The sequence below is a fragment of the Streptomyces sp. Q6 genome, assembly GCF_036967205.1.
GTDB classification, from domain to species: Bacteria; Actinomycetota; Actinomycetes; order Streptomycetales; family Streptomycetaceae; genus Streptomyces; species Streptomyces citrinus.
In genome coordinates this window covers 2,215,221-2,240,785 of sequence record NZ_CP146022.1, presented here as the reverse complement: position 1 = coordinate 2,240,785, position 25,565 = coordinate 2,215,221, and the positions used below count along the sequence as shown (strand labels likewise).

The window sequence follows — 25,565 nt, the reverse complement described above, 5'->3', positions numbered from 1 at the left end:
CGGGTTATTTCCCTATGTACGAGTACGGGACAATGGACCCGAACGACGTACGTGCGCGTACGCATAGGCCATAAGCAACGAGGAGCAAGCCATGGCGGACATCAGCCACGGACACACCCCGGCCGCCTGGACGGGTGTCATCATCGCCTTCATCGGTTTCTGTGTCGGCGGCGCCTTCATGGTGATGGGCAACGTCGCCGGATTCTGGGCGGGCATGGCCCTGCTCGCCCTCGCGGCGATCGTCGGCGGCATCATGAGCGCGGTCGGCCTCGGCAAGCCGAAGCGCGCCGAGCTCCAGATGAAGTCCTCGGCCACCGCGCGCCCGGTCGGCTCGGAGGCCTGACCCTTCTCGGTACGTGACAGGGGCGGGGCGGCGACGGGTTCGCCGCCCCGCCCCTCCGCGTTTCCCGGCGGGCGCGACGAGGGTCACCGGGGCAGAATGCACCGGGTGACCGTCGAGACGCGCGACACCGGCACCGCCCGCACCACGACGCTGCGCGGGCTCGCCGTGCCGCTCGGCGTGCTCGCCGGGGTCGCCGCGGCCTTCGCGTACGTCGGCGCCGTCGACCCGAACGAACCGGGCCACTACCCGGCCTGCCCGCTCCTGCGGGCCACGGGGATCTACTGCCCCGGCTGCGGCGGACTGCGCGGCGCCCACGCCCTCGTGCACGGCGACCTGACCGCGGCGCTCGGGGCCAACGCCCTCGCCGTCGCCGGCTACGCGGTTCTCGCCGTGGTGTGGACGGTGTGGGCCGTGCGCGCGGCGCGCGGCAAGCCGCTCGGCCTCGCTCTCGGCCGCCCCCAGCTGTGGGCCGTCGGCGCCGTGGTGCTCGTCTTCACCGTTGTCCGGAACCTGCCCCTCGGTGGCTTCCTGCACCCTTGATCAACTAGAAATGTCCAGGTAGTGGGACCGCCGTCAACCGGATGCGGGTCCTTCGCCCACCTCCGGATACCATCGCAGTGACCACTTGGTCGCTCAGGATCGCCAGGAAAGGAGTCCGCTCGCGTGAGTGTGCTCGACGAGATCATCGACGGAGTCCGTGCCGACCTCGCGGAACGGCAGGCGAGCGTCAGCCTCGACGAGCTCAAGGAGCGCGCGGCGAAGGCTCCAGCCGCCAAGGACGGTGTCGCGGCCCTGCGCGGCGACGGCGTCAAGGTCATCTGTGAGGTCAAGCGGTCCAGCCCCTCCAAGGGCGCCCTCGCGATGATCGCCGACCCCGCCGCCCTCGCCGCCGACTACGAGGCGGGTGGCGCGGCCGTCATCTCCGTACTGACCGAGCAGCGACGCTTCGGCGGCTCGCTCGCCGACCTCGAAGCGGTCCGCGCCAAGGTCGACATCCCGATCCTGCGCAAGGACTTCATCGTCACCTCGTACCAGCTGTGGGAGGCCCGCGCGTACGGCGCCGACCTCGCCCTGCTGATCGTGGCGGCCCTCGACCAGCCCGCCCTGGAGTCCCTCATCGAGCGCGCCGAGTCCATCGGTCTCACGCCGCTCGTCGAGGCGCACGACGAGGACGAGGTGGAGCGGGCCGTGGACGCCGGCGCCAAGATCATCGGCGTCAACACCCGGAACCTGAAGGACCTCACCGTCGACCGCGGCACCTTCGAGCGCGTCGCCCCGGAGATCCCGGACCACATCGTCAAGGTCGCCGAGTCCGGCGTCCGCGGCCCGCACGACCTGATCGCGTACGCCAACGCCGGCGCCGACGCCGTCCTCGTCGGCGAGTCCCTCGTCACCGGCCGCGACCCGAAGTCCGCGGTCGCCGACCTGGTCGCCGCCGGCGCCCACCCGGCCCTGCGGCACGGCCGGAGCTGACCCGACCCATGCCGATCTCCGCCCGCCTCGCCCCCGGCTGCCGCCCTCGCGGCTGCCGGGCCCCGGCGCGCCGCGTACGAGGTCGCAGGGTCAGGTACCACATCGGCAGCGAGCCCGGTCAGATCAACGGCATGCGATGGCAGGCGCCCCGCTAGGGGCGCGGGACTCATCCACTCGACCCTTCGGACGGCGCCGCGCGAGCGCGGGCCACCACGAACAGCTCACCGTCGAGTAACGACCCATGCCCCCACGGCGATCAGTCATCACCCGTTCCCACCGTGAGGTTTACGCATGCCCAGCGAGTACTTCATCCCCGACCCCGAAGGTCGGATCCCCAGCGCCGAGGGGTACTTCGGCGCGTTCGGCGGCAAGTTCATCCCGGAGGCGCTCGTCGCCGCCGTGGACGAGGTCGCCGTCGAGTACGAGAAGGCCAAGAACGACCCGGAGTTCGCCCGCGAGCTCGACGACCTCCTCGTGAACTACACCGGCCGCCCCAGCAGCCTCACCGAGGTGCCCCGGTTCGCCGAGCACGCCGGTGGCGCCCGGATCTTCCTCAAGCGTGAGGACCTGAACCACACCGGCTCGCACAAGATCAACAATGTGCTCGGCCAGGCGCTGCTCACCAAGCGCATGGGCAAGACCCGCGTCATCGCCGAGACCGGCGCCGGCCAGCACGGCGTCGCCACGGCCACCGCCTGCGCCCTGTTCGGCCTCGAATGCACCATCTACATGGGCGAGATCGACACCGAGCGGCAGGCCCTGAACGTGGCCCGCATGCGCATGCTCGGCGCCGAGGTCATCGCCGTGAAGTCCGGCAGCCGCACCCTCAAGGACGCCATCAACGAGGCGTTCCGCGACTGGGTCGCCAACGTCGACCGCACGCACTACCTCTTCGGCACCGTCGCGGGACCGCACCCCTTCCCGGCGATGGTCCGCGACTTCCACCGCGTCATCGGCGTCGAGGCCCGCCGCCAGATCCTGGAGCGCGCCGGGCGGCTCCCCGACGCCGCGATCGCCTGCGTCGGCGGCGGCTCCAACGCCATCGGCCTGTTCCACGCGTTCATCCCGGACACCGACGTCCGCCTCATCGGCTGCGAGCCCGCCGGCCACGGCATCGAGACCGGCGAGCACGCCGCGACGCTCAGCGCGGGCAACCCGGGCATCCTGCACGGCTCCCGCTCCTACGTCCTCCAGGACGAGGAGGGCCAGATCACCGAGCCGTACTCGATCTCGGCCGGTCTGGACTACCCGGGCATCGGCCCGGAGCACGCCTACCTCAAGGACAGCGGACGCGGCGAGTACCGCGCGGTGACCGACGACGCGGCCATGCAGGCGCTGCGCCTGCTGTCCCGTACCGAGGGCATCATCCCGGCCATCGAGTCGGCGCACGCCCTCGCGGGCGCCCTGGAGGTCGGCACGGAGCTGGGCGCGGACGGGCTGATCATCGTCAACCTGTCGGGTCGCGGCGACAAGGACATGGACACCGCCGCACGCTACTTCGGGCTCTACGACACGGACGCGTCCGTCGCCGCGGACGCCGAGGGCGAGCAGGCCGAGATCGAGGGGGACGCCAAGTGAGCGGCAACATCCAGCTGTTGAACGACACCCTCGCCGGCGCGAAGGCCGAGGGGCGCGCCGCGCTCATCGCCTACCTGCCCGCCGGCTTCCCCACCGTCGACGGCGGCATCGAGGCGATCAAGGCCGCCTTCGACGGCGGCGCCGACGTCGTCGAGGTCGGGTTCCCGCACTCCGACCCGGTGCTCGACGGCCCGGTCATCCAGACCGCCGACGACATCGCGCTGCGCGGCGGCCTCAAGATCAAGGACGTCATGCGCAGCGTCCGCGAGGCGCACGAGGCCACCGGCAAGCCGGTCCTCGTCATGACGTACTGGAACCCGATCTACATCTACGGCGTCGAGCGGTTCACCGCCGAGCTCGCCGAGGCGGGCGGTGCGGGCTGCATCCTGCCCGACCTGCCCGTACAGGAGTCGGCGGTCTGGCGCGAGCACGCCGACAAGCACGGTCTCGGGACCGTCTTCGTCGTCGCGCCCAGCAGCAAGGACGAGCGCCTGGCCACCATCACGGCGGCCGGCTCCGGCTTCGTCTACGCCGCCTCCCTCATGGGCGTCACCGGCACCCGCGAGTCCGTCGGCAACCAGGCCCAGGACCTCGTACGCCGTACGAAGGCCACCACCGACCTGCCCGTCTGCGTCGGTATCGGCGTCTCCAACGCCCAGCAGGCCAAGGAGGTCGCCGGCTTCGCCGACGGCGTCATCGTCGGCTCCGCGTTCGTCAAGCGGATGCTGGACGCCGAGGACGAGAAGGCCGGGATCGACGGGGTGCGCGCCCTCGCCGCGGAACTCGCCGCCGGCGTGCGCGGTCACGCATAGTCACGTCGCCGTGTCGCCCGTACGGGTGGAATCGGACCGGGGAGGCACGCTCGTGCCTCCCCGGTTCGTTGCGCGGGTGTGAGTGAGAAGAACCGTGAGGGAAAGCGCGCGGCCCGCGATCGGCTTGCCGCGGAGCGCGAGAAGCAGAAGGCCGCGGAGAAGCGGCGCCGGACGTTGGTGGTGGGCGCGGCCGTCGTCTGCGTACTGGGACTTGCCGCGGTGATCGGTGTGGTCGCCGCGAACTCGGGCGACGACAGTTCCGGCGACACGTCGTCGGGCCCGGTCGTCGCGCCGAAGGGAGCGGACGGCGACGACCAGCTCGCCATCCCCGTGGGCAAGGACACCGCCAAGTCGACGCTCACGATCTGGGAGGACTTCCGCTGCCCGGCGTGCAAGTCCTTCGAGACCAACTACCGCACGGTGCTGCACGAGCTGGCCGACAGCGGCAAGGCGCAGATCCAGTACCACCTCGTCACGCTCATCGACGGGAACCTCGGCGGCACGGGCTCGCTCCGCGCGGGCAACGCGGCGGCGTGCGCACAGGAAGCCGGCAAGTTCCGCGACTACCACGACGTGCTGTACGAGAACCAGCCGGAAGAGACGGACGACGCGTACGCCAAGAACAGCAAGCTGATCGAGCTGGCCGGGAAGGTCGACGGCCTGGTCACCGACACCTTCACGTCCTGTGTGAACGACGGGACGCACGACAGCTGGGTGCAGAAGACCTACAAGAAGTTCCAGGACGAGAAGATCTCGGCGACGCCGACGGTGATCCTGAACGGCACGACCCTCGATCTGAACACGCTGACGCCGGACAAGCTGAAGCAGCAGGTGGAGGAAGCGGCCAAGTAGCCCTCGCCCGCCGCTTGGTCACCCTGCAAGCAGTCCTGGCAGGGCGCCGGGTGATCCTTGTTATGGAGACGTAGCCGGGCTGCCGGACGAGTCCGCGGCCCGGCACGGTAGCGTCGACCCTGCCATGGAACTTGCCTACATCCCCAGCCCGTCGCGCGGGGTCCTCTACCTCGGACCGATCCCGCTGCGCGGCTACGCGTTCTGCATCATCATCGGCGTCTTCGTGGCCGTCTGGCTCGGCAACAAGCGCTGGATCGCCCGCGGCGGGCGGGCCGGCACGGTCGCCGACATCGCCGTCTGGGCGGTGCCGTTCGGCCTGGTCGGCGGGCGGCTCTACCACGTGATCACGGACTACGAGCTGTACTTCAGCGAGGGCCGCGACTGGGTGGACGCCTTCAAGATCTGGGAGGGCGGCCTCGGGATCTGGGGCGCGATCGCGCTCGGCGCGGTCGGTGCCTGGATCGGCTGCCGCCGCCGGGGCATCCCGCTCCCCGCGTGGGCCGACGCGCTGGCACCCGGCATCGCCCTCGCCCAGGCCTTCGGCCGCTGGGGCAACTGGTTCAACCAGGAGCTGTACGGCCGGGAGACCGATCTGCCGTGGGCGCTGAAGATCACCTCGGACACGGACGGGCGGGTGCCGGGCCTCTACCACCCGACCTTCCTGTACGAGTCGCTGTGGTGCATCGGCGTCGCCGTGCTCGTCATCTGGGCCGACCGGAAGTTCCGGCTCGGGCACGGGCGTGCCTTCGCGCTCTACGTCGCCTCGTACTGCGTGGGCCGGTTCTGGATCGAGTACATGCGCGTGGACGACGCGCACCACATCTTCGGGATGCGGCTCAACAACTGGACCGCGATCTTCGTCTTCGTGCTCGCCGTGGTCTACCTGGTGCTGTCGGCGAAGATGCGGCCGGGGCGTGAGGAGATCGTCGAGCCTAGGGCGTCCGAGGACGGCGACGGATCGAGTGGCGGATCGGTGGACGGATCGGTGGACGCCGGCTCGTCGGCGGATGGTGCGTCGGCGGATGGTGCGGAGGCCGGGTCGGCCGACGCCGACGCGGCCGAGGGCTCCGAGAAGTCCGGTGGTGGTGAGTCCGTGACCTTGGGCAAGGGCGACATGGAGAACGCCAAGGACGAGGCCGAGGCCAAGAACGGCTGATGTTTCTTCGCCGTACGTCGACGAGGGCGCCGGAACCGCGAGGTTCGGGCGCCCTTCGGCGTCATACGGTGGACGGCCTGGGCGTCACACGGTGGACGGCCTGGGCGTCACACGGTGGACGGCCTGGGCGCCGAGCGCCCCGCCAGACTCAGCGTGCGGCGGGCACCCGCCACCACCGCCGCGTCCACGAAACGGCCGTCCGGCAACGCGAGCGCACCCGCGTCCGTGGCCGCCGCCCCGACGATCTCCTCGGCCGCCGCCACCTCCGCCTCCGTCGGACGGAACGCCTCCTCGATCACCGGCAGCTGGCGCGGATGGATCGCCGTACGCCCGAGGAAGCCGAGCGCGCGGCCCTCGGCGCAGGAACGGGCCAGGCCCTGCGTGTCACGGATGTCCGGATACACGGACTGCGGCGGAGGCGGCAGCTGGGCCGCGCGCGCGGCGACCACCGCGCGGCCGCGCACCCACGCCAGCCCCGCCGCGTCCGAGATGCCGAGCTCCGCGCGCAGATCCGCCTCACCGAGCGCGATGCCGTGGACGGACGGCTGGGACGCGATCTCGTACGCCTGCTCGACGCCGAGCGCCGACTCCAACAGGGCGTACAGCGGCAGGTCTTCGGGCCCCTCGCCCGTCCAGTCGGCGACCCGCGCCAGGTCCGCCGGGCCGTGCACCTTCGGCAGACGCAGCGCGCCCAGGCCCGGCAGCGCGGCGAGACGGCGTACCTCGTGCTCGGCGAGCGGACCGTCGAGCGCGTTCACGCGCACATGCACCGGCACCTCGGGCCGGTCGGCCAGCAGCTCGGCCGTCGCGTCGAGGGCGTACGCCTTGCGGTCCGGGGCGACCGCGTCCTCCAGGTCGACCAGCACCACATCGGCGCCCGAGCCGAGGGCCTTGGCGACGACATCGGGGCGGTCACCAGGGGCGTACAGCCAGGTGACGTGCACCGGCTGAGAGGTGGTCCGGGGCGTGTTCGCAGAGGTGGTCCGGGGGGTGTTCGGCCAGGTGTTCTGTGGGGTGTGCCGCCTGGTGGTCATACCGCACCGGCCTTTCGCAGCGCCACGATGTCCGCCTCCGTCAGACCGAGGCCGTCGAGGACCTCGTCGGTGTCCGCGCCGTGCTCCCGGCCCGTCCACCTGATGGCCCCGGGGGTCTCGGAGAGGCGGAACAGGACGTTCTGCATCTTGACCGTGCCGAGGTCCGGGTCCGGGAGTTCGGTGATGGAACCCAGCGCCCGGTACTGCTCGTCCCGCATCACGTCACGGACGTCGTAGATCGGGGCGATCGCCGCCTCCGCCCGCTCGAAGGCCGCCACGACCTCGTCCCGGGTGTGGGCCGCGATCCAGCCGCCGACCGCCTCGTCCAGTTCGTCCGCGTGAGCGGCGCGGCCCGCACCCGACCCGAACCACTCCTCCTCGATGAACTCGGGCCGCCCCACGAGACGCATCACGCGCTCCGCGATCGACTGGGCCGAGGTCGAGACCGCCACCCACAGGCCGTCGCTGGTGCGGTACGTGTTGCGCGGCGCGTTGTTCGTCGAACGGTTGCCGGTGCGCGGCTGGACGTAGCCGAGCTGGTCGTACCACGTGGCCTGCGGGCCGAGGATCGCCAGCATCGGCTCGATGATCGCCATGTCGACGACCTGGCCGCGCCCGGTCGTGTCCCGGCCGCGCAGCGCCGCCATGATCGCGTACGAGGTGGCCAGCGCGGCGATGGAGTCGGCGAGGCCGAACGGAGGGAGCGTCGGCGGGCCGTCCGGCTGGCCCGTGATCGCCGCGAAGCCCGACATGGCCTCCGCGAGCGTGCCGAATCCGGGGCGGCGGGCGTACGGGCCGAACTGGCCGAAGCCGGTGACACGCGCCAGGACCAGGCGGGGGTTCGCCGCCGACAGCTCCTCCCAGCCGAGGTGCCACTTCTCCAGGGTGCCCGGACGGAAGTTCTCGACGATCACGTCCGACTCGGCCGCCAGCTTGAGCAGGACCTCGCGGCCGCCGGGGGAGGAGAGGTCCAGGGTGAGATTCTTCTTGTTGCGGCCCAGCGTCTTCCACCACAGGCCCACGCCGTCCTTCGACGGGCCGTGGCCGCGCGACGGGTCCGGCTTGCGCGGGTGCTCCACCTTGATGACCTCGGCGCCGAAGTCGCCGAGCATCGTGGCGCAGAGCGGACCCGCGAAGAGAGTGGCCAGGTCCAGGACGCGCAAGCCCTTCAGGGGGCCCTGGGGTTGGTGCGGAGGGTTCGGCCGGTGGTGATTTTGAGGGGTCGTCATGTGCGGGCCTCCAGAGTGAGCCGGGCCAGTTCGTCGAAGCCGATGCCGTCGAAACCGCCCACCGTGGTCGCCAAGCGGTTCTTCAACGGGGCCGTCCACGCCTCGCCGAGCGCGTCCGGGTCCCCCGCCAGCAGGCCCGCGATCGAGCCGGCCGTCGCGCCGTTCGAGTCCGTGTCCCAACCGCCCTCCACCGCACGGCAGACGGAGGCGCCGAAGTCGCCGTCCGCGTGGGTGAGCGCCGCGGCCAGGAGCGCCGCGTTCGGCAGGACGTGCACCCAGTGGTGGTCGGCGTAGACGGCGTGCAGTTCGTCCGCCACCCGGTCGAAGTCGCTGTGCTCCGCGGCCAGGCGGATGCCCAGGTCGATCGCCTTCGCGTAGCGCGACCGCGGCGGCACGACCGCGAGGCCCGCCCGCAGCGCCCCGTGCACGTCCGTCGTGCCCGACGCCGCCGCCGCGATGACCGCCGCCGTGAACATCTCCCCGTACACGCCGTTCGCCGTGTGCGTCAGGACGGCGTCCCGGTGCGCCTGCTCGGCCGCCCGCCCCGGGTCGCCCGGGTTCGTCCAGCCGAAGACGTCGGCCCGGATCTGCGCGCCGATCCACTCCCGGAACGGGTTGCGGTGCACCGCCGTCGCGGGGGGCTCCAGGCCGTCGAGGAGATTGCGGTACGCGACCCTCTCCGCCGTGAACGTACGGCCCGCCGGGAGCTCGTCCAGCCACAGCTTCGCCACATCCTCGGTGGTGAAGCCGGCACCGTGCCGCCGGAGCAGGAGCAGCGCCAGGAGCGGGTAGTTGAGGTCGTCGTCCTCCGGCATACCGTCGATGTTCTCGGCGAGCGAGGTGGGCGCGCTGCGGCGGTTCCAGGGGTACGCCGCGGCCGTCTCCCGGTCCAGGCCCACCTCCGTGAACCAGCCGCGCAGCGGCCAGTTGCCCGTGGCCCGCGCCAGGGCTCGGATGCCCTTGAGAGGGAGCTTCTCCACCGGCTTGCCCAGGAGGCAGCCTGCCGCCCTGCCCAGCCATGCCGCATGCAGTGCCTTCGTGCCGTACGCGGCCGAGGGCGTCCTCGCGGTGGGCCACGCAGGGCAGGCCGCCTTGATCGCCTCCAGGTCCGTGGGCTCGTCCACTGCCGTGGGGGGCGGGGTCATCGCCGCCAGTTCCGCGAGCAACTCCGTGGCCAGCAGTTTCAGTTCCGCGTTCGGCGGTGTCGCTGAAGCGCCGGCCCGGGGCGGCGCCAAGTGGCCGCCCGCCGCCGTCCAGCGCGCCTCGATCGCGGCGGCGTCCCGGCCGTCCTGCGCCGCCTGGCGCAGTTCGTGGCCGATCAGGTCCTCGGGCTGGACCCAGGTCAGGCGGAGCATCACAGCGCCGTGATCGCCGCGAACGCGGACTCGTGGGCCCGGCGGCGCTCCTGGTCCTTCGCGTACACCTCACGCGTGATCCTCGCCAGCGACGCCGCCGGACAGTGCAGGTCCAGCTTGCTCGCCCGCGCGATCTCCGCGCTCCACTCCTTGGGCACCGCGCTCTCCCCGTACAGCGCACCGACGATCGCGCCGCTCATCGTCGCGATCGAGTCGCAGTCCCGGCCGTAGTTCACCGAACCGAGGACGGTGTGCCGGAAGTCGCCGCCGCCCACCAGCAACATGCCCAGCGCCACCGGGAGTTCCTCGATCGCGTGCAGCCGCGACGGGCGCCGCGCCCCCAGCGACGGCTTGCGGTACTCGTCGCCCACCGTGTCGAACGGAGCCACCGCCGCACGCAGCGGCTTCAGCGCCTCCTCGAAGTCGTCGTAGCGGCCCGCCACTTCGCAGACCGCCTCGATCGCCGACTTCGTCCCGTCCTTCGCCAGCGCCAGAACCTCGTCGATCACCGTGGTGGGTGTCGCGTCCGGTTTGTGGGCCGCCGCTACCGCCGCCGCGAAGACCCCCGCCGCCTCACGGCCGTACGAACTCTGGTGCGCGCCCGCGACATCCAGCGCCTCCTCGTACGCCTTGAGCGGGTTGCCCGCGTTGACCGCGCCCACCGGCGCCATGTACATCGCCGCACCGCAGTTCACGATGTTGCCGACGCCCGCCTCACGCGGGTCGACGTGGCCGTAGTGGATCCGCGCCACGATCCACTTCTCCGCCAGGAAGATGCGCTGGAGGGGGAGGGCCTCCGCCTCCAGCTCCGGGATCCAGCGCGGAGTCGTGATCAGGTCCGGGACCAGGTGATCCGCCACGGAGTACGCGTCGAGGTGGTCGCGGACCTTCTCGTACACGCGGATCAGCGCGTGCGTCATGAGAGTGTCGTCGGTGACGTGACCGTCGCCCTTGTGGTACGGCGCGATCGGCCTCGCCGTCCTCCAGTCGTCCTTGTAGAACGGCTCCACGATGCCGCGGACCCGGCCGCCGTGGCGCTCCGCGATGGCCTCCGGGGTCCAGCCCTCGACGGGGCCGCCGAGCGCGTCGCCCACAGCGGCTCCTACGAGGGCGCCGGTGATGCGGTCTTCCAACGAAACGGTGGTCATGCCGACGTTCCCTTCAAGGCGGGGGAGTTCGAGTACGAAGTGATCTGTGACAGGCGGGCGGCCAGGTCGATGAGGTCCGTGCCCGCGAGGCGGGGCAGGGCGCAGCCCGCGAGGACGCGGCAGGCGTCCCGCCAGGTGTCGGGGAGCGCCTCCGCGCCGCCGATCGCGCCCGTGAGCGCTCCGGCCAGCGCCGGGGCCGAGTCCGCGACGCGGGACAGGCAGGCCGCCGTGGGCACCGCCTCGGTGACGTCGCCCGCGGCCGCCGTCGCCACGGCCAGCGCCACCGGGACGGTCTCCGCCGCCGCGATGCCGTAGCTGTAGACGTGGTCGACGATCTCGTGTTCGAGGACGGGGACGAGCGCGAACGCGTTGCCGTGGCGGCCGGGGCGGGCCGTGGCCGCCGCCCGGCCGAGTTCGACCGCGCGGTGGGCGTTGCGATGGATCTCCGTGCCCGGCGGAAGCTGCGCGAGCGCCTCGTCCACGCAGACGTCCACGGCCGCGCCGCCGAGCGCCGTCGCGACGGCTGCCGCCATCGCGCGGGCGCCGTGCACGCCGTCGCCGTCCTGGGTGTAGCGGGCGTCGAACTCGGCCAGATCCGCGGCCCGTTGGGCGTCGCCCGGATGGACCACCGCGAGGACGGCGGCGCGTACGCAGGCCGCGTCGTCGAAGTAGTGCGGGTTGTCGTGGCCGGTCGCCGGAGGGCGCAGGCCCGCGGCCAGGTTGCCCAGGCCCGCCCGGACCGAGATGCGGGCGCGCAGCGGCATGCGCGCCGACTCGATCTCGTCCGCTCGGGCCGCCGCCGCCGCGATCTCGTCCGCGAGGTTGTTCCAGGCGAGGGCGAGCGCCGAGCGGACGCTCTGGTCGGGCGGGAGGTCGCTGAGGCCCGCCGCGTACGCGTCGAGGACGGCCTGCGCGGTGAAGGCCGCCCACTCCGCGTCGTCGGACGGGCCGAGGCGCAGGGGTTCGGGGGGCTGGTTCAGGGCGATGGGGACCGGGAGGGTCGTGGTGGCGTTCTGCTCGGCGAACGTGTCGAGTTCGCGGGTGAGGCGGCGGGTCCAGTCGGGCAGGCGGGCGGCGCGGTGCCGGCCCGAGGGCCAGCCGGCTGCGTCGCCTGCGGCGATGCCCAGAAGGAGGCCCTCGATGCGGGGCGCGTCCGCGGGGGTCATGGGCGGGGCCTTTCGGTGGTGCGGGTGTTCTCGGGCGAGGTCGCGGGGCTCTGCCTCGGGGCCCGCTTCTCATGTGCCGGAGGGGCCTCGGACGGTCGCCGTCCGTCGCGGGGTGGGGCGGGGCCGCGTCGGGGTGCCTCCTCGGCCGGATGGGTCTCGTCGCCTCCGGACGACCGAAGTCGGGTACGGGTGTGCTGAGTGCCTGCGGAGTCCTGCGGGGGCACCCCGACGCGTCCCCGCCCGGTGCGTGGGCGGGTGCGGGTGGTGGTCGTCATGCCACGGCTCCCGGGGGCGGCGGTGACAGCTGGTCCGCCACGTCCAGGATGTGGCGGCCCGCCATGGACGGGAGGCAGCTGCCGCGGACCGGGCCGATCGCCGATGCCCAGACCTCGGGGATCGCCGCCTCGCCGCAGAGTGCCCCGGCCAGTGCTCCCGCGACCGCGGCCGTGGTGTCGGCGTCGCGGCCCATGTTGACCGCGGTGAGGATCGACTCGCTGAAGTCGCCTCGGGCCACCGCGAACGCCCCGAAGGCGAGGCCGACCGCCTCCGGTGCCAGGTCCGTCCAGGGGTAGCCGCCGATCACGACGGCCTTGCGTACCGCCCTTTCCATGGAGAGTTGGGTGGCGTCCGGGTCGCGGCGGGCCCGGCGCGCCGCCGACACGGCGCGGTGCAGGGAGCGGGCCGTCCAGGAGTCCTCGGGGACCACGGAGAGGGCTGCCTGGACCACCGCGTCGGGGTTGTGGCTGACCATGGCGGCGGCCACGCCCGCCGCCACTGCCCGGCCGCCGTGGATGCCCTCGCCGTCGTGCGACACCGTGCCGTCGATCGAGACCAGGCGGGCGGCTTCGGCGGGGCGGCCGGCCGCGTAGACGCCGAAGGGTGCCGCGCGCATGGCCAGGCCGTCGCTCCACGCGTGGCGGTGCTGGGCCGAGATGGGGGCGGCCAGGCCCCGGCGCAGGTTCTCCAGGGTGCCGCGTTCGCTGAACCCGGCACCCTTGAACGGGCCCTCGTCCTGGTCCGCGATCCAGGTGTGCCAGGCCGCCTCCACGTCGGCGATGGTGAGGGCCGCGCCGTGCTCGGCCAGCAGCAGGCCCGAGAAGATCGCGTACTCGGTGTCGTCCGTCCCTGCCGGGTTGTCGGAGACGAACCCCTCGATGCGGCCCCAGCGTTCGCGGATCTGGGACGGCTTCATGTTCTCGGCGGGCGCGCCCAGCGCATCGCCGACAGCCAGTCCCAGGAGCGCGCCGCGGGCACGGTCCCGCGGAGTGATCGCGGCCGGGGGTGTGGGGTGCGGGACCGTGCGGAGCCTGCGAGCCGATGGATCTGGGTCGACGCTGACGCTCATGGTGTGCTCGTGCTCTCTAGTGGGGTGGTGCCATTTGTGCCAGTTGTGCCAGTGGTGCTAGTTATGTCGATTTTGCTAGTTGTTTCAGTTGTGTTAGCTGTGCTAGCCGTGCCAGTTGTTTGAGTTGTGGCGGTGGCGGTGGCGGTGGCGGTGGCGGTGGCGGTGGTTGTGGTTGTGGCGGTGGTTGTGGGGTCGGTTGTTGGGGTCGTGAGGGGGCTCGGGGCGTTTAGCGTTGGTAGCGGTCCAGGATTCTGTTGCCGTCCTGGGCCAGGCGCTTGCGTAGCTCGTCCACCCCGAACGCGCCGTTGTAGTACTCCTGGTAGGCCGGAGTCGCGATCTTGTCCTTCCACTCCGCATAGCCGCGGACGCCCAGGACCGGCGACGGGCGCAGGGACGTCGCTATGTCCGCCCCCGTCTTCCAGCCGTACGCGGTCGTCGTGAGGGACGGGTCCTTCAGCGCCTTGGTGCTCGTGGGCAACAGCCAGTCCCCTCGGGCCAGTTCGACCTGGTGCTGTGCCTGCGTGAGGAAGGCGATGAAGTCGGTGGCCTCCTGCTTGTGGTTGCTGTCCTCGGAGACCGAGAGGGTCTGGGGTGCGGTGCCCTGGGCCGTGCCTCCCTCGCCCGACGGCATCGGCAGGACCGTCCAGTCGAAGCCCTTGGGCGCCTGCTGCTTGACCTGCTGGCGGTACGAGAAGTTGAGCGGCAGCATCGCGTAGCGGCCGGCGAAGAAGCCGGGCAGCGTGTCCGAGCCCGACATGCCCAGGCCCGTCTTGGGCGCGGTGTGGTCCTGGTTGACCTGGCGGTTGATCAGTTGGGCGACCGCTGAGTCCGCCGCGTCGTAGCGGATCTCGTTCTTGCCGTCCGCGTCCTTGTAGAAGATCTTGCCGCCGGTGGAGAGGGAGAGATTGACCGACTGACTGACCGGCTCCTTCATCGACCACGCCACGCCGTAGGTGTGGGGTTTGTCGTCGTTGGTGGTGGTGCCGGGGTTCTTCGTCAGGCGTTTGCTCGCCTTCTCGAATTCCGCCCAGGTCCAGGGGTGTTGGGCCGTGGGGATGCGGACTCCGGACTGCTTGAGGAGCTTGGTGTTCGCGATGAGGACGCGCGGCTCCTGGAGGAACGGGACGCCGTACGTCTTGTCGTCATAGGTGGTGGTGTTCCAGGACGCCTGGGGGATGTCCGCGCGGAGGGACTTCGGGAGGTACGGAGTGAGGTCGGCCAGGTAGCCGCCGTTCGCGAAGTCCGTGAGGTCGGAGGCGTCGTCGTGGAAGATGTCCGGCGCCTCGCCGCCCTCGAAGGACGTGAGCAGCTGGTCGTGGATGTTGTCCCAACTGCCCTGTACGTATGTGACCTTGACCGTCGAGTGGGTGTCGTTCCACTGCTTGACCAGGGCCTTGTTGGCGTCCACCGACTCCTTCTGCCAGGCGAGGCTGAGGAATTCGAGGGTGACCGTGCCGTCCGCGTCGTCGTCCGATCCGGTGCAGCCCGCGACGAGCGTGAGGGCGAGGGCCGCCGTGACCAGTGCTGTCGGCTTCCTTGTACGCATCAGCCCTTCACCGCCCCGGCGAGCATGCCGCCCACGAGCCGGCGTTGCAGCAGCGCGAAGAAGACGAGGCTGGGGATCGTGGCGAGGACCGAGGCCGCCGCGAGCGGGCCGAGGTCGGCGACGCCCTCGGCGCCCAGGAAGCGGGTGAGGATGACCGACATCGTCTGGTTCTCCGGAGACTTGAGAAGCACGAGCGCGAAGAAGAACTCGTTCCAGGCCGTCACGAAGCTGAACATCAGCGTCGCCACCAGGCCCGGCGCGAGGAGGGGCAGGACGACATTGGTGAGCGTGCGCAGGCGGCCCGCGCCGTCCATCGCCGCCGCCTCCTCCAGTTCGCGCGGCACCGACTTGACGTAGCCCTGGAGCATCCAGAGGGAGAAGGGCAGGTTCCAGACGACGTACACGATGATCAGGCCGGGGATGCTGTCGATCATGTGCAGGTTCTTGAGCACCAGGAACAGCGGGATGATCACCAGGACGAACGGGAACATCTGGCTGACCAGGATCCAGACCGTGCCCGCCTGGCTGACCCGGGACCGGTAACGGACCATCACGTACGCCGCGGGCACGGCGATCGCCACCGAGATCAGCGACGCGCTCACCGCGACGATCAGGCTGTTGAGCGCCGAGTGCAGGAGCGGCTGCGCGTCGAAGGCCGCGCGGTAGTTGTCCAGGCTCGGGTGCTGCGGGAACCACGTCGGATCGATCGAGCCCAGTTCCTGTGGCGACTTGAAGGATGTCGAGAGGAGCCAGAGGAAGGGGAAGGCCAGGAACACCATGTAGCAGAGCAGGGCCAGGTACTGGCCGGTCCGGCCCGCGGTTCGGGAGAGGGTCGTGCTCGTGCTCATGCCGCGTCCTCCTTCAGCTTCGTACGGAGGAAGAGGGTCAGCAGGACGGCGATCACCGCGACCATGACCAGGCCCATCGCCGCCGCGTAACCGAACTGGCCGTACTTGAAGGCCTCTTCGTACGCGAAGAGCATCGGCAGGCGGGTCTGGCCGCCGGGGCCGCCCTGGGTCAGTACGTACACGAGGCCGAAGGAGTTGAAGTTCCAGATGAAGTTGAGCGCGGTGATGGCCATGACCACGGGCTTGAGCGCCGGCCAGGTCACCGTCGTGAAGCGGCGCCACAGGCCCGCTCCGTCGAGCTGGGCGGCCTCGCGCAGTTCGTGCGGCACGTTCTGCAAGCCCGCGAGGAGGACCACTGTGGTCTGCGGCATGCCCGCCCAGACCCCGACGACGATGACCGCGGGCAGCGCGTAGGAGAGGTCCGCGAGCCAGTCGACGTTCTCGTGGATGACGCCGAGCTGGGTCAGCGTCTTGTTGAGGATGCCCGCGTCCGAGTGGTAGACGAGGCGCCACATGATGCCGACCACGACCTCCGGCATCGCCCAGGGGACCAGGGCGAGGGTGCGGGCCAGCCAGCGGAAGCGCAGATTCTGGTTCAGCAGCAGCGCCAGGCCGAGGGCCAGGACGAACTGGAGGGCCGTGACGCACACCGCCCAGATCAGGCCGATGCGGAACGACTCCCAGAACAGGTTGTCGTGGCGCAGGTCCAGGAGGTTGTCGAGGCCGATGAACTGCGTGGGTGCCGTGCGGCCCGCCTGCGAGTCGGTGAACGCGAGCGCGACGCCGTACAGGAGCGGTCCGACGCTGAGTATCAGGATCGGGATCAGCGCGGGAAGCAGCAGGAACCACGCGTCCCGGTCCAGGCCGAGCGCGCGTTTGCGCTGGGCCGGGGTCCGGGGCGGCGGTGTGCCGCGACTGCCCGGGACGGCGCTGTCCCGGGAGGCGGTGAGGCGCATGAGGGTCCTCGCGTTCTCAACTGTCGGTCGCCGCCGGGCCTGTGGAGGCACGGACGACGAGGCGGGGAGGGGCGGTGGTGCTCCGGGGTGGTGGGTTCCCGGTGGAGGCCCCGGCGATGCCGAGGCGCTCCAGAAGCAGTTCTGCCGCGCGCCGGCCGCGCTCCGTGGAGCCGAGGTCGACGCTGGTCAGTGGGGGCCAGCCGGCCTGCGCGAGCATGCTGTCGTCCATTCCCGCGACGGCGACGTCCTCGGGTATGCGCAGGCCACGGGCGTGCAGGGCGCGGGCGGCGCCGAGCGCCAGCTGGTCGTTGGCGCAGAAGACCGCGTCGGGGGCGTGGTCGAGGAGCGCCTCGGCGGCCTCGGCGCCCGACTCGATCCCGAAGTCGGTGTGCCGCACGAGCGACGGGTCGTATACGAGACCGCAGTCGGCGAGCGCGGCGCGGTAGCCCCGGTCGCGGTTGTGGCCGGGGACCGTGTCCGAGGGGCCGTTCACGAAGGCGATCCGGCGGCGGCCCGTGTCGTGCAGATGGCGGACGGCGAGCTCGGCCCCGGCGACGGAGTCGGCGCGCACGCTGTCCACCGGGACGTCGTCGGGCAGGGACCCTATGACCACCACCGGGCCCGCGGCCGTGCGCAGCGCCTCCACGTGGTCGTCGGTGATGCGGATGGGGCAGATGATCAGGCCGTCGCTGGTGCGGTCGCCGAGGCTGCGCAGGACGGCCAGTTCGTCGTCGACGACGGCGTCCGTGGAGTGCAGGAGCAGGCGGTACCCGGCGGCCTTCGTCACCGTCTGGATCGCGCGGACCATCGCCACGTAGACCGGGTTGCCGATGTCGGGCATCGCGAACGTGAGCTGGCGGGTGCGGCCGCCCTTGAGGGAGCGGGCCACCGCGTTCGGCACGTAGCCGAGCTCGCTGGCGGCGCGTTCGACCCGCTCTACGGTGTCGCGGCGGGCCCCCACGCCGTTCAGGACGCGCGAGACCGACGCGATGGAGACCCCGGCGCGCTCGGCGATCGAGACGACTGTCGGTTGACCCGTGCCCATTCCCTTGCCCCCATACGTCCTGCATGCTCCGGTATCGGCTCTTGCTGTAAACGTTTCCCGCAACTGGAAACGTTTACAGATGTTGCGGTGATGTTTCCCAGCCGTCAACGGCCCCATCGCGTGATCCATCTCACGGGTGACGGCGGGAAGATCGAGGTCAGCCCGCGCCGAGGGTGTTGCGCAGGGCGCAAAACCGCAGGTAAGTACGGCCTTCCTTGCTAGCGGCCAGGATTATTCGCGCGTATTTTCGTGTTCCAGGAAGAGACTTCGAATGAGTCCGAACCTGGATCTTGTCCAGGCTCGGGCAGGGGAGCGGGGAGCGCGAGCATGGCCATCATCGAGACCGAGGCGACACTTCACGACGCGCACCGGGACAACCACACCCACCGCGACGTCAACGGGGGCTGGCTGCGCCCGGCGGTGTTCGGTGCGATGGACGGGCTCGTCTCCAACTTCGCGCTCATGGCCGGTGTCGCCGGCGGCGCCGTCTCGCAGCAGACGATCGTCATCACCGGTCTGTCGGGACTGGCCGCCGGCGCCTTCTCCATGGCCGCGGGCGAGTACACCTCCGTCGCCTCGCAGCGTGAGTTGGTCGAGGCCGAACTCGACGTCGAGCGGCGGGAGTTGAGGAAGCATCCGGCCGACGAGGAGCGCGAGCTCGCCGAGCTGTACGTCTCGCGTGGCGTCGAGCCCGAGCTCGCCCACGAGGTCGCCCGGCAGCTTTCCAAGGACCCCGAGCAGGCCCTGGAGATCCACGCCCGCGAGGAGCTCGGCATCGATCCGGGCGATCTGCCCTCGCCGATGCTGGCCGCCGTCTCGTCCTTCGGCGCGTTCGCGCTGGGCGCCCTCATCCCCGTACTGCCGTACCTGCTGGGGGCGAGCCAGTTGTGGCCGGCCGTCCTGCTCGCGCTCGTCGGGCTCTTCGCCTGCGGAGCCCTCGTGGCCCGGGTGACGGCGCGGTCGTGGTGGTTCAGCGGGTTGCGGCAGTTGGCCCTGGGTGGCGCCGCTGCGGGTGTGACGTATCTCCTGGGCAGTCTTTTCGGAACGGCAATAGGTTGACGGTTCGCCGGTCACGGCCGGAAGATGGCTATACAGGGCCTTGCATAAGTAGTCGTTACTGGACGGTTTCGATTACTTGACCGCGGGGCATGAGCCGTAAGCGCTGAGGGCAATGAGGCCCGCGGCGCTCACCGGCATATCGGCCCCCGGCCATCGACCTGTCCGCCCGGGCCTCTCCTCGCCGCCCACCCGCGGTGTCCGCATGTTGGAACGAAGTATCCGGTTCCCGAGAATCGCTCCATCATGTAACCTGCACGAAATTTTGCCGCAGCATGCCTGCGACAACACGTTTTCGCAGTACTCCGCAGAGGGCCAACGTCGTCCCTCGGCACGCAAATGCCACGACGACGACGGGAGAGCCGATGCGTACGCCGCGCCAGCCGTCCCAGCACTCCGCGAGCGGCCAGAACTGGTCGCACATGGATGCTCGCCCTGCCGCACAGGGCATGTACGACCCGCGCAACGAGCACGACGCCTGTGGCGTCGGCTTCGTGGCCACCCTCACCGGTGAGGCGAGCCACACGCTGGTCGAGCAGGCGCTCACCGTTCTGCGCAACCTGGAACACCGCGGTGCCACCGGCTCCGAGCCCGACTCGGGCGACGGCGCGGGCATCCTGTCCCAGGTGCCGGACGCCTTCCTGCGCGAGGCGGTCGACTTCGACCTGCCCGAGGCCGGTGCGTACGCCGTAGGTATCGCCTTCCTGCCGGAGAACGACACCGAGTCCTTCGTCGCGCAGATCGAGACGATCGCCGCTGAAGAGGGCCTGAACGTTCTGGGGTGGCGTGCGGTCCCCGTCGCTCCGCAGCTGCTCGGCGCCACCGCGCGCTCGACGATGCCGGAGTTCCGGCAGATCTTCGTCGCGGACGGTGCCAGCGAGGGCATCGACCTCGACCGCAAGGCGTTCGCGCTGCGCAAGCGCTCCGAGCGCGAGGCCGACGTGTACTTCCCGTCGCTCTCCGCCCGCACCATCGTCTACAAGGGCATGCTGACCACCGGCCAGCTGGAGCCCTTCTTCCCGGACCTGTCCGACCGCCGATTCGCGTCGGCCGTCGCGCTCGTCCACTCGCGCTTCTCCACGAACACGTTCCCGTCGTGGCCGCTCGCGCACCCGTACCGCTTCGTCGCGCACAACGGTGAGATCAACACCGTCAAGGGCAACCGCAACTGGATGCGGGCCCGCGAGTCCCAGCTCGCCTCCGAGCTGTTCGGCGCGGAGAAGCTGGAGCGGATCTTCCCGATCTGTACGCCGGACGCCTCGGACTCGGCGTCCTTCGACGAGGTGCTCGAACTCCTGCACCTCGGTGGACGTTCGCTTCCGCACAGCGTCCTGATGATGATTCCGGAGGCGTGGGAGAACCACGAGTCCATGGATCCGGCCCGGCGCGCCTTCTACCAGTACCACTCCACGCTGATGGAGCCCTGGGACGGCCCGGCCTGTGTCACCTTCACCGACGGCGTCCAGGTCGGCGCCGTTCTCGACCGCAACGGTCTGCGCCCCGGTCGCTACTGGGTCACCGACGACGGCCTGGTGGTCCTCGGCTCCGAGGTCGGCGTGCTCGACATCGACCCGGCGAAGGTCGTCCGCAAGGGCCGCCTCCAGCCCGGCAAGATGTTCCTCGTCGACACCGCCGAGCACCGCATCATCGAGGACGACGAGATCAAGGCGGGCCTCGCCGCCGAGCAGCCGTACGCGGAGTGGCTCGAAGCCGGCGAGATCGAGCTGTCCGACCTGCCCGAGCGCGAGCACATCGTGCACACGCACGCCTCCGTCACGCGCCGCCAGCAGACCTTCGGCTACACCGAGGAAGAGCTGCGCATCCTGGTCGCGCCGATGGCCAGGACGGCCGCCGAGCCGATCGGTTCGATGGGCACGGACACCCCGATCGCGGCTCTCTCGAAGCGCCCGCGGCTGCTCTTCGACTACTTCACCCAGCTGTTCGCGCAGGTCACGAACCCGCCGCTGGACGCGATCCGCGAAGAGCTCGTCACCTCGCTGCGCTCGTCGCTCGGCCCGGGCAGCAACCTCCTGGAGCCGTCCGCCGCGTCGTGCCGTTCCGTGACGCTGCCGTTCCCCGTCATCGACAACGACGAGCTGGCCAAGCTCATCCACATCAACGCCGACGGTGACATGCCCGGCATGAAGGCCGCGACGCTGTCCGGCCTGTACCGGGTCTCCGGCGGCGGCGACGCCCTCGCCGCCCGGATCGACGAGATCTGCGCCGAGGCCGACGCCGCCCTGGAGGCCGGCGCCCGCCTGATCGTCCTCTCGGACCGCCACTCGGACGCCGAGCACGCGCCGATCCCGTCGCTGCTGCTCACCGCCGCCGTGCACCACCACCTCATCCGTACGAAGAAGCGCACCCAGGTGGGCCTGCTCGTCGAGGCCGGTGACGTGCGCGAGGTGCACCACGTCGCGCTGCTCATCGGTTTCGGTGCCGCGGCCGTCAACCCGTACCTGGCCATGGAGTCGGTGGAGGACCTGGTCCGCGCCGGCACGTTCCTGCCCGCCGACGAGGAGGGCGGTGCCGAGCAGGCCATCCGCAACCTCATCTACGCGCTCGGCAAGGGCGTCCTCAAGGTCATGTCCAAGATGGGCATCTCGACCGTCGCCTCCTACCGCGGCGCCCAGGTCTTCGAGGCCGTCGGTCTCGAAGCCGCCTTCGTCGAGAAGTACTTCAACGGCACGGCCACCAAGATCGGCGGCGCCGGTCTCGACGTCATCGCCGAGGAGGTCGCCGCCCGCCACGCGAAGGCGTACCCGGCGAGCGGCATCGCGCCCGCCCACCGTGCGCTCGACATCGGCGGCGAGTACCAGTGGCGCCGCGAGGGCGAGCCGCACCTGTTCGACCCGGAGACGGTCTTCCGCCTCCAGCACGCGACGCGCTCGCGCCGCTACGACATCTTCAAGAAGTACACGGGCCGGGTGAACGAGCAGTCGGAGCGTCTGATGACGCTGCGCGGCCTCTTCGGCTTCAAGTCCGGCGAGCGTGAGCCGATCTCCATCGACGAGGTCGAGTCGGTCTCCGACATCGTCAAGCGGTTCTCGACCGGCGCCATGTCCTACGGCTCCATCTCGCGCGAGGCCCACGAGACCCTCGCCATCGCGATGAACCAGCTGGGCGGCAAGTCCAACACCGGTGAGGGCGGCGAGGACGCCGACCGTCTGTACGACCCGGCCCGCCGCTCGTCGATCAAGCAGGTCGCCTCCGGCCGCTTCGGTGTGACGTCCGAGTACCTGGTCAACGCCGACGACATCCAGATCAAGATGGCCCAGGGCGCCAAGCCCGGTGAGGGCGGTCAGCTGCCCGGCCACAAGGTCTACCCGTGGGTCGCGAAGACGCGTCACTCGACGCCGGGCGTCGGCCTCATCTCGCCGCCGCCGCACCACGACATCTACTCCATCGAGGACCTGGCTCAGCTGATCCACGACCTCAAGAACGCCAACCCGTCGGCCCGCATCCACGTGAAGCTGGTCTCCGAGGTCGGCGTCGGCACGGTCGCCGCGGGTGTCTCCAAGGCGCACGCGGACGTGGTCCTGATCTCCGGTCACGACGGTGGCACGGGCGCCTCGCCGCTCACGTCCCTGAAGCACGCCGGTGGTCCGTGGGAGCTGGGTCTCGCCGAGACGCAGCAGACGCTGCTCCTCAACGGCCTGCGCGACCGTATCGTCGTGCAGACCGACGGCCAGCTGAAGACCGGCCGCGACGTGATCATCGCCGCGCTGCTCGGCGCCGAGGAGTTCGGTTTCGCGACCGCGCCGCTCGTCGTCTCCGGCTGCGTCATGATGCGCGTCTGCCACCTGGACACCTGCCCGGTCGGCATCGCCACACAGAACCCGACGCTGCGCGACCGGTTCTCCGGCAAGCCCGAGTTCATCGTGAACTTCTTCGAGTTCATCGCCGAAGAGGTCCGCGAACTCCTCGCCGAGCTGGGCTTCCGCTCCATCGAGGAGGCCGTCGGCCACGCCGAACTCCTCGACACCGAGCGGGCCGTGAACCACTGGAAGGCGCAGGGCCTCGACCTGGAGCCGCTCTTCTACGTTCCCGAACTGCCGGACGGCGCCGTGCGCCACCAGCTGATCACGCAGGACCACGGCCTGGAGAAGGCGCTCGACAACGAGCTGATCAAGCTCGCCGCCGACGCCCTCTCGGCCAGCGACCAGGCGGACGCCCAGCCGGTGCGCGCGCAGGTCGCCATCCGCAACATCAACCGCACGGTCGGCACCATGCTCGGCCACGAGGTGACGAAGAAGTTCGGTGGCGCGGGCCTGCCCGACGACACCATCGACATCACCTTCACGGGCTCGGCCGGTCAGTCCTTCGGCGCCTTCGTCCCGCGCGGTGTCACGCTCCGCCTGGAGGGCGACGCCAACGACTACGTCGGCAAGGGCCTGTCCGGCGGCCGGATCATCGTGCGCCCGGACCGCGGCGCCGACCACCTCGCCGAGTACTCGACGATCGCCGGCAACACCATCGCGTACGGCGCGACGGGCGGCGAGCTGTTCCTGCGCGGCCGCACCGGCGAGCGCTTCTGCGTCCGCAACTCCGGTGCCACGGTCGTCTCGGAGGGCGTGGGCGACCACGGCTGCGAGTACATGACCGGTGGCCGCGCGGTGGTCCTCGGCGAGACGGGCCGTAACTTCGCGGCCGGTATGTCGGGCGGTACCGCGTACGTCATCGACCTGGACCTCAACAACGTCAACGTCGCCTCCCGGGCGGCGGTCGAGGCCCTGGACGACAGCGACAAGCAGTGGCTGCACGACGTCGTGCGCCGCCACGCCGAGGAGACCGGCTCGACGGTCGCCGAGAAGCTGCTCGTCGACTGGGACGCGTCGGTGGCCCGGTTCAGCAAGATCATCCCCAGCACGTACAAGGCAGTGCTCGCCGCCAAGGACGCCGCCGAGCGAGCCGGTCTCTCCGAGACCGAGATCACCGAGAAGATGATGGAGGCGGCGACCAATGGCTGATCCCAAGGGCTTTCTCAACCACGGGCGCGAGGTCGCCAAGACCCGTCCCGTCGGCGAGCGCGTGCAGGACTGGAACGAGGTCTACGTTCCGGGGTCCCTGCTGCCGATCATCAGCAAGCAGGCGTCGCGCTGCATGGACTGCGGCATCCCGTTCTGCCACAACGGCTGCCCGCTGGGGAACCTGATCCCCGAGTGGAACGACTACGCGTACCGCGAGGACTGGTCGGCCGCGCAGGAGCGTCTGCACGCGACGAACAACTTCCCGGAGTTCACCGGCCGACTGTGCCCGGCCCCGTGCGAGTCGGCGTGTGTGCTCGGCATCAACCAGCCGGCCGTCACCATCAAGAACGTCGAGGTCTCGATCATCGACCAGGCGTGGGACCGGGGCGACGTCGCCCCGCAGATCCCCGAGCGCCTGTCGGGCAAGACCGTCGCCGTCATCGGCTCGGGCCCGGCGGGTCTCGCCGCCGCCCAGCAGCTGACGCGGGCCGGTCACACGGTCGCCGTGTACGAGCGCGCCGACCGCATCGGCGGCCTGCTGCGCTACGGCATCCCCGAGTTCAAGATGGAGAAGCGCCACATCAACCGCCGCATCGAGCAGATGCGCGCGGAGGGCACCAAGTTCCGTACGGGCGTGGAGATCGGCCGCGACATCGACGCGGCGAAGCTGCGCAAGCGCTACGACGCGGTCGTCGTCGCCGCCGGTGCCACCGTCTCCCGCGACCTGCCGGTCCCGGGCCGTGAGCTGAACGGCATCCACTTCGCGATGGAGTACCTGCCGCTCTCGAACAAGGTGCAGGAGGGCGACTTCGTGCAGCCCCCCATCACCGCCGAGGGCAAGCACGTCGTCGTCATCGGCGGTGGCGACACCGGCGCCGACTGCGTCGGCACCGCCCACCGCCAGGGTGCCGCCTCGGTCACGCAGCTGGAGATCATGCCGCGGCCGAACGACGACCGTGACCCGGTCTCGCAGCCGTGGCCGACGTTCCCGATGCTGTACAAGGTGACCTCGGCCCACGAGGAGGGCGGCGAGCGCGTCTACTCGGTGTCCACGACGCACTTCGAGGGCGACGAGGACGGCAACGTCCAGTGGCTGCACCTCACCGAGGTCGAGTTCATCGACGGCAAGCTGACGCCGAAGCCGGGCACGGAGCGCAAGCTCCCCGCCCAGCTCGTCACCCTCGCCATGGGCTTCACCGGCACCGACCAGGAGAACGGTCTGGTCGCGCAGTTCGGCCTGGACCTCGACGCGCGCGGCAACATCGAGCGCGACGCCGACTTCCAGACGAACGTCCCCGGCGTCTTCGTCGCCGGTGACGCCGGCCGCGGTCAGTCGCTCATCGTGTGGGCCATCGCGGAGGGCCGCTCGGCCGCCCGCGGCGTGGACCGCTTCCTGACCGGCGTCTCGGAGCTCCCCGCCCCGATCCGCCCGACGGACCGCGCCCTCATGGTGTGAGTCCGGTGACCTGACGGTCCATCAAAAGACGTCCCGTACAACGGCGTACGGAACTGAGCGCGACGCCTGCCCTACTGTCCCCGACCGGACGACCGGGTGGGCGTCGCGGTGCTTCGCGGTCGGCCGTGGATCCCGGATGTGGATCTCAGCCGCGGATCCTGGATGTGGATCTCAGCCGTGGATCCCGGAGCTGGACC

21 protein-coding genes are annotated in these 25,565 nt (G+C 70.8%); 11 read left to right on the top strand and 10 right to left on the bottom strand.

The genetic code is table 11. From position 1 onward, the window contains the following. Window positions 1-91 precede the first annotated feature (91 nt). The 8 genes from V2W30_RS10460 to lgt all read left to right on the top strand — a co-directional run bounded on the left by V2W30_RS10460 (window position 92) and on the right by lgt (window position 6,214). Window positions 92-343, top strand: a complete 252-nt coding sequence (locus V2W30_RS10460) for an HGxxPAAW family protein (RefSeq protein ID WP_338695570.1) — start codon at window positions 92-94, stop codon at window positions 341-343. Between the two features lie 96 nt (window positions 344-439). Continuing rightward, on the top strand, window positions 440-883 hold the full coding sequence (locus tag V2W30_RS10455; RefSeq protein ID WP_338695569.1) for a DUF2752 domain-containing protein: 444 nt from the start codon (window positions 440-442) through the stop codon (window positions 881-883). 123 nt (window positions 884-1,006) lie between these two features. Continuing rightward, on the top strand, window positions 1,007-1,816 hold the full coding sequence (trpC, locus tag V2W30_RS10450) for an indole-3-glycerol phosphate synthase TrpC (RefSeq protein ID WP_338695567.1): 810 nt from the start codon (window positions 1,007-1,009) through the stop codon (window positions 1,814-1,816). Between the two features lie 8 nt (window positions 1,817-1,824). Continuing rightward, window positions 1,825-1,971, top strand: a complete 147-nt coding sequence (gene trpM / locus V2W30_RS41545) for a tryptophan biosynthesis modulator TrpM (protein WP_425244517.1) — start codon at window positions 1,825-1,827, stop codon at window positions 1,969-1,971. Window positions 1,972-2,107: 136 nt separating this feature from the next. After that, the gene (gene trpB / locus V2W30_RS10445) at window positions 2,108-3,394 is read left to right on the top strand and encodes a tryptophan synthase subunit beta (protein WP_338695565.1); all 1,287 of its coding nucleotides are present in this window, start codon (window positions 2,108-2,110) and stop codon (window positions 3,392-3,394) included. Then, on the top strand, window positions 3,391-4,206 hold the full coding sequence (gene trpA, locus V2W30_RS10440; protein WP_338695563.1) for a tryptophan synthase subunit alpha: 816 nt from the start codon (window positions 3,391-3,393) through the stop codon (window positions 4,204-4,206). Before trpB ends, trpA begins: the two co-directional genes overlap by 4 nt. Window positions 4,207-4,284: 78 nt before the next feature. Next, window positions 4,285-5,058 (top strand): DsbA family protein, encoded by a 774-nt coding sequence (locus V2W30_RS10435; RefSeq protein ID WP_338695561.1) that lies wholly within the window; start codon window positions 4,285-4,287, stop codon window positions 5,056-5,058. Between the two features lie 124 nt (window positions 5,059-5,182). Further along, the gene (gene lgt / locus V2W30_RS10430) at window positions 5,183-6,214 is read left to right on the top strand and encodes a prolipoprotein diacylglyceryl transferase (RefSeq protein WP_338695559.1); all 1,032 of its coding nucleotides are present in this window, start codon (window positions 5,183-5,185) and stop codon (window positions 6,212-6,214) included. A gap of 107 nt (window positions 6,215-6,321) precedes the next feature. Here the strand turns inward: lgt and V2W30_RS10425 are convergent, their stop codons facing one another. The 10 genes from V2W30_RS10425 to V2W30_RS10380 form a co-directional block, all read right to left on the bottom strand. Then, the gene (locus V2W30_RS10425) at window positions 6,322-7,248 is read right to left on the bottom strand and encodes a CoA ester lyase (RefSeq protein WP_338695557.1); all 927 of its coding nucleotides are present in this window, start codon (window positions 7,246-7,248) and stop codon (window positions 6,322-6,324) included. Then, window positions 7,245-8,477: a CoA transferase gene (locus tag V2W30_RS10420; RefSeq protein ID WP_338695555.1), complete on the bottom strand. Its 1,233-nt coding sequence runs from the start codon at window positions 8,475-8,477 to the stop codon at window positions 7,245-7,247. Before V2W30_RS10420 ends, V2W30_RS10425 begins: the two co-directional genes overlap by 4 nt. Further along, a complete protein-coding gene (locus V2W30_RS10415; RefSeq protein WP_338695554.1) occupies window positions 8,474-9,832 on the bottom strand; it encodes an ADP-ribosylglycohydrolase family protein in 1,359 nt (452 codons plus the stop codon). The genes V2W30_RS10420 and V2W30_RS10415 overlap by 4 nt, the downstream gene beginning before the upstream one ends. After that, window positions 9,832-10,980, bottom strand: coding sequence for an ADP-ribosylglycohydrolase family protein (locus V2W30_RS10410; RefSeq protein WP_338695552.1), 1,149 nt, complete (start codon window positions 10,978-10,980; stop codon window positions 9,832-9,834). Before V2W30_RS10410 ends, V2W30_RS10415 begins: the two co-directional genes overlap by 1 nt. Beyond that, on the bottom strand, window positions 10,977-12,146 hold the full coding sequence (locus V2W30_RS10405) for an ADP-ribosylglycohydrolase family protein (protein WP_338695550.1): 1,170 nt from the start codon (window positions 12,144-12,146) through the stop codon (window positions 10,977-10,979). The genes V2W30_RS10410 and V2W30_RS10405 overlap by 4 nt, the downstream gene beginning before the upstream one ends. Window positions 12,147-12,417: 271 nt before the next feature. Further along, window positions 12,418-13,491 (bottom strand): ADP-ribosylglycohydrolase family protein, encoded by a 1,074-nt coding sequence (locus V2W30_RS10400; protein ID WP_338695548.1) that lies wholly within the window; start codon window positions 13,489-13,491, stop codon window positions 12,418-12,420. A gap of 226 nt (window positions 13,492-13,717) precedes the next feature. Beyond that, window positions 13,718-15,037: a sugar ABC transporter substrate-binding protein gene (locus V2W30_RS10395; RefSeq protein ID WP_338695546.1), complete on the bottom strand. Its 1,320-nt coding sequence runs from the start codon at window positions 15,035-15,037 to the stop codon at window positions 13,718-13,720. Next, a complete protein-coding gene (locus tag V2W30_RS10390) occupies window positions 15,037-15,885 on the bottom strand; it encodes a carbohydrate ABC transporter permease (protein ID WP_338695544.1) in 849 nt (282 codons plus the stop codon). The genes V2W30_RS10395 and V2W30_RS10390 overlap by 1 nt, the downstream gene beginning before the upstream one ends. Then, a complete protein-coding gene (locus tag V2W30_RS10385) occupies window positions 15,882-16,841 on the bottom strand; it encodes a sugar ABC transporter permease (protein ID WP_338695542.1) in 960 nt (319 codons plus the stop codon). The genes V2W30_RS10390 and V2W30_RS10385 overlap by 4 nt, the downstream gene beginning before the upstream one ends. A 16-nt stretch (window positions 16,842-16,857) precedes the next feature. Beyond that, window positions 16,858-17,886: a LacI family DNA-binding transcriptional regulator gene (locus V2W30_RS10380; protein WP_338695540.1), complete on the bottom strand. Its 1,029-nt coding sequence runs from the start codon at window positions 17,884-17,886 to the stop codon at window positions 16,858-16,860. Window positions 17,887-18,213: 327 nt separating this feature from the next. Here V2W30_RS10380 and V2W30_RS10375 point away from each other — a divergent pair, with 327 nt between their 5' ends. The 3 genes from V2W30_RS10375 (at window position 18,214) to V2W30_RS10365 (ending at window position 25,368) form a co-directional block, all read left to right on the top strand. Then, a complete protein-coding gene (locus V2W30_RS10375) occupies window positions 18,214-18,945 on the top strand; it encodes a VIT1/CCC1 transporter family protein (RefSeq protein WP_338695538.1) in 732 nt (243 codons plus the stop codon). A 362-nt stretch (window positions 18,946-19,307) separates the two neighbouring features. Beyond that, complete coding sequence (gltB, locus tag V2W30_RS10370) at window positions 19,308-23,912, top strand: glutamate synthase large subunit (protein ID WP_338695537.1); 4,605 nt, start codon at window positions 19,308-19,310, stop codon at window positions 23,910-23,912. After that, entirely contained in the window at window positions 23,905-25,368 is a 1,464-nt protein-coding gene (locus V2W30_RS10365) for a glutamate synthase subunit beta (RefSeq protein WP_338695535.1), read from the top strand. Before gltB ends, V2W30_RS10365 begins: the two co-directional genes overlap by 8 nt. Window positions 25,369-25,565 lie beyond the last annotated feature (197 nt).

Bases quoted from the DNA above. Each gene is read 5' to 3' on its own strand.
- V2W30_RS10400 (WP_338695548.1), bottom strand. From the start codon at position 13,491: ATGAGCGTCAGCGTCGACCCAGATCCATCGGCTCGCAGGCTCCGCACG.
- V2W30_RS10375 (WP_338695538.1), top strand. From the start codon at position 18,214: ATGGCCATCATCGAGACCGAGGCGACACTTCACGACGCGCACCGGGAC.
- V2W30_RS10380 (WP_338695540.1), bottom strand. From the start codon at position 17,886: ATGGGCACGGGTCAACCGACAGTCGTCTCGATCGCCGAGCGCGCCGGG.
- V2W30_RS10385 (WP_338695542.1), bottom strand. From the start codon at position 16,841: ATGCGCCTCACCGCCTCCCGGGACAGCGCCGTCCCGGGCAGTCGCGGC.
- V2W30_RS10415 (WP_338695554.1), bottom strand. From the start codon at position 9,832: ATGCTCCGCCTGACCTGGGTCCAGCCCGAGGACCTGATCGGCCACGAA.
- gltB (WP_338695537.1), top strand. From the start codon at position 19,308: ATGCGTACGCCGCGCCAGCCGTCCCAGCACTCCGCGAGCGGCCAGAAC.
- V2W30_RS10460 (WP_338695570.1), top strand. From the start codon at position 92: ATGGCGGACATCAGCCACGGACACACCCCGGCCGCCTGGACGGGTGTC.
- V2W30_RS10365 (WP_338695535.1), top strand. From the start codon at position 23,905: ATGGCTGATCCCAAGGGCTTTCTCAACCACGGGCGCGAGGTCGCCAAG.
- trpB (WP_338695565.1), top strand. From the start codon at position 2,108: ATGCCCAGCGAGTACTTCATCCCCGACCCCGAAGGTCGGATCCCCAGC.
- V2W30_RS10410 (WP_338695552.1), bottom strand. From the start codon at position 10,980: ATGACCACCGTTTCGTTGGAAGACCGCATCACCGGCGCCCTCGTAGGA.
- V2W30_RS10420 (WP_338695555.1), bottom strand. From the start codon at position 8,477: ATGACGACCCCTCAAAATCACCACCGGCCGAACCCTCCGCACCAACCC.
- V2W30_RS10425 (WP_338695557.1), bottom strand. From the start codon at position 7,248: ATGACCACCAGGCGGCACACCCCACAGAACACCTGGCCGAACACCCCC.
- V2W30_RS10395 (WP_338695546.1), bottom strand. From the start codon at position 15,037: ATGCGTACAAGGAAGCCGACAGCACTGGTCACGGCGGCCCTCGCCCTC.
- lgt (WP_338695559.1), top strand. From the start codon at position 5,183: ATGGAACTTGCCTACATCCCCAGCCCGTCGCGCGGGGTCCTCTACCTC.
- V2W30_RS10455 (WP_338695569.1), top strand. From the start codon at position 440: ATGCACCGGGTGACCGTCGAGACGCGCGACACCGGCACCGCCCGCACC.
- trpM (WP_425244517.1), top strand. From the start codon at position 1,825: ATGCCGATCTCCGCCCGCCTCGCCCCCGGCTGCCGCCCTCGCGGCTGC.
- V2W30_RS10405 (WP_338695550.1), bottom strand. From the start codon at position 12,146: ATGACCCCCGCGGACGCGCCCCGCATCGAGGGCCTCCTTCTGGGCATC.
- V2W30_RS10390 (WP_338695544.1), bottom strand. From the start codon at position 15,885: ATGAGCACGAGCACGACCCTCTCCCGAACCGCGGGCCGGACCGGCCAG.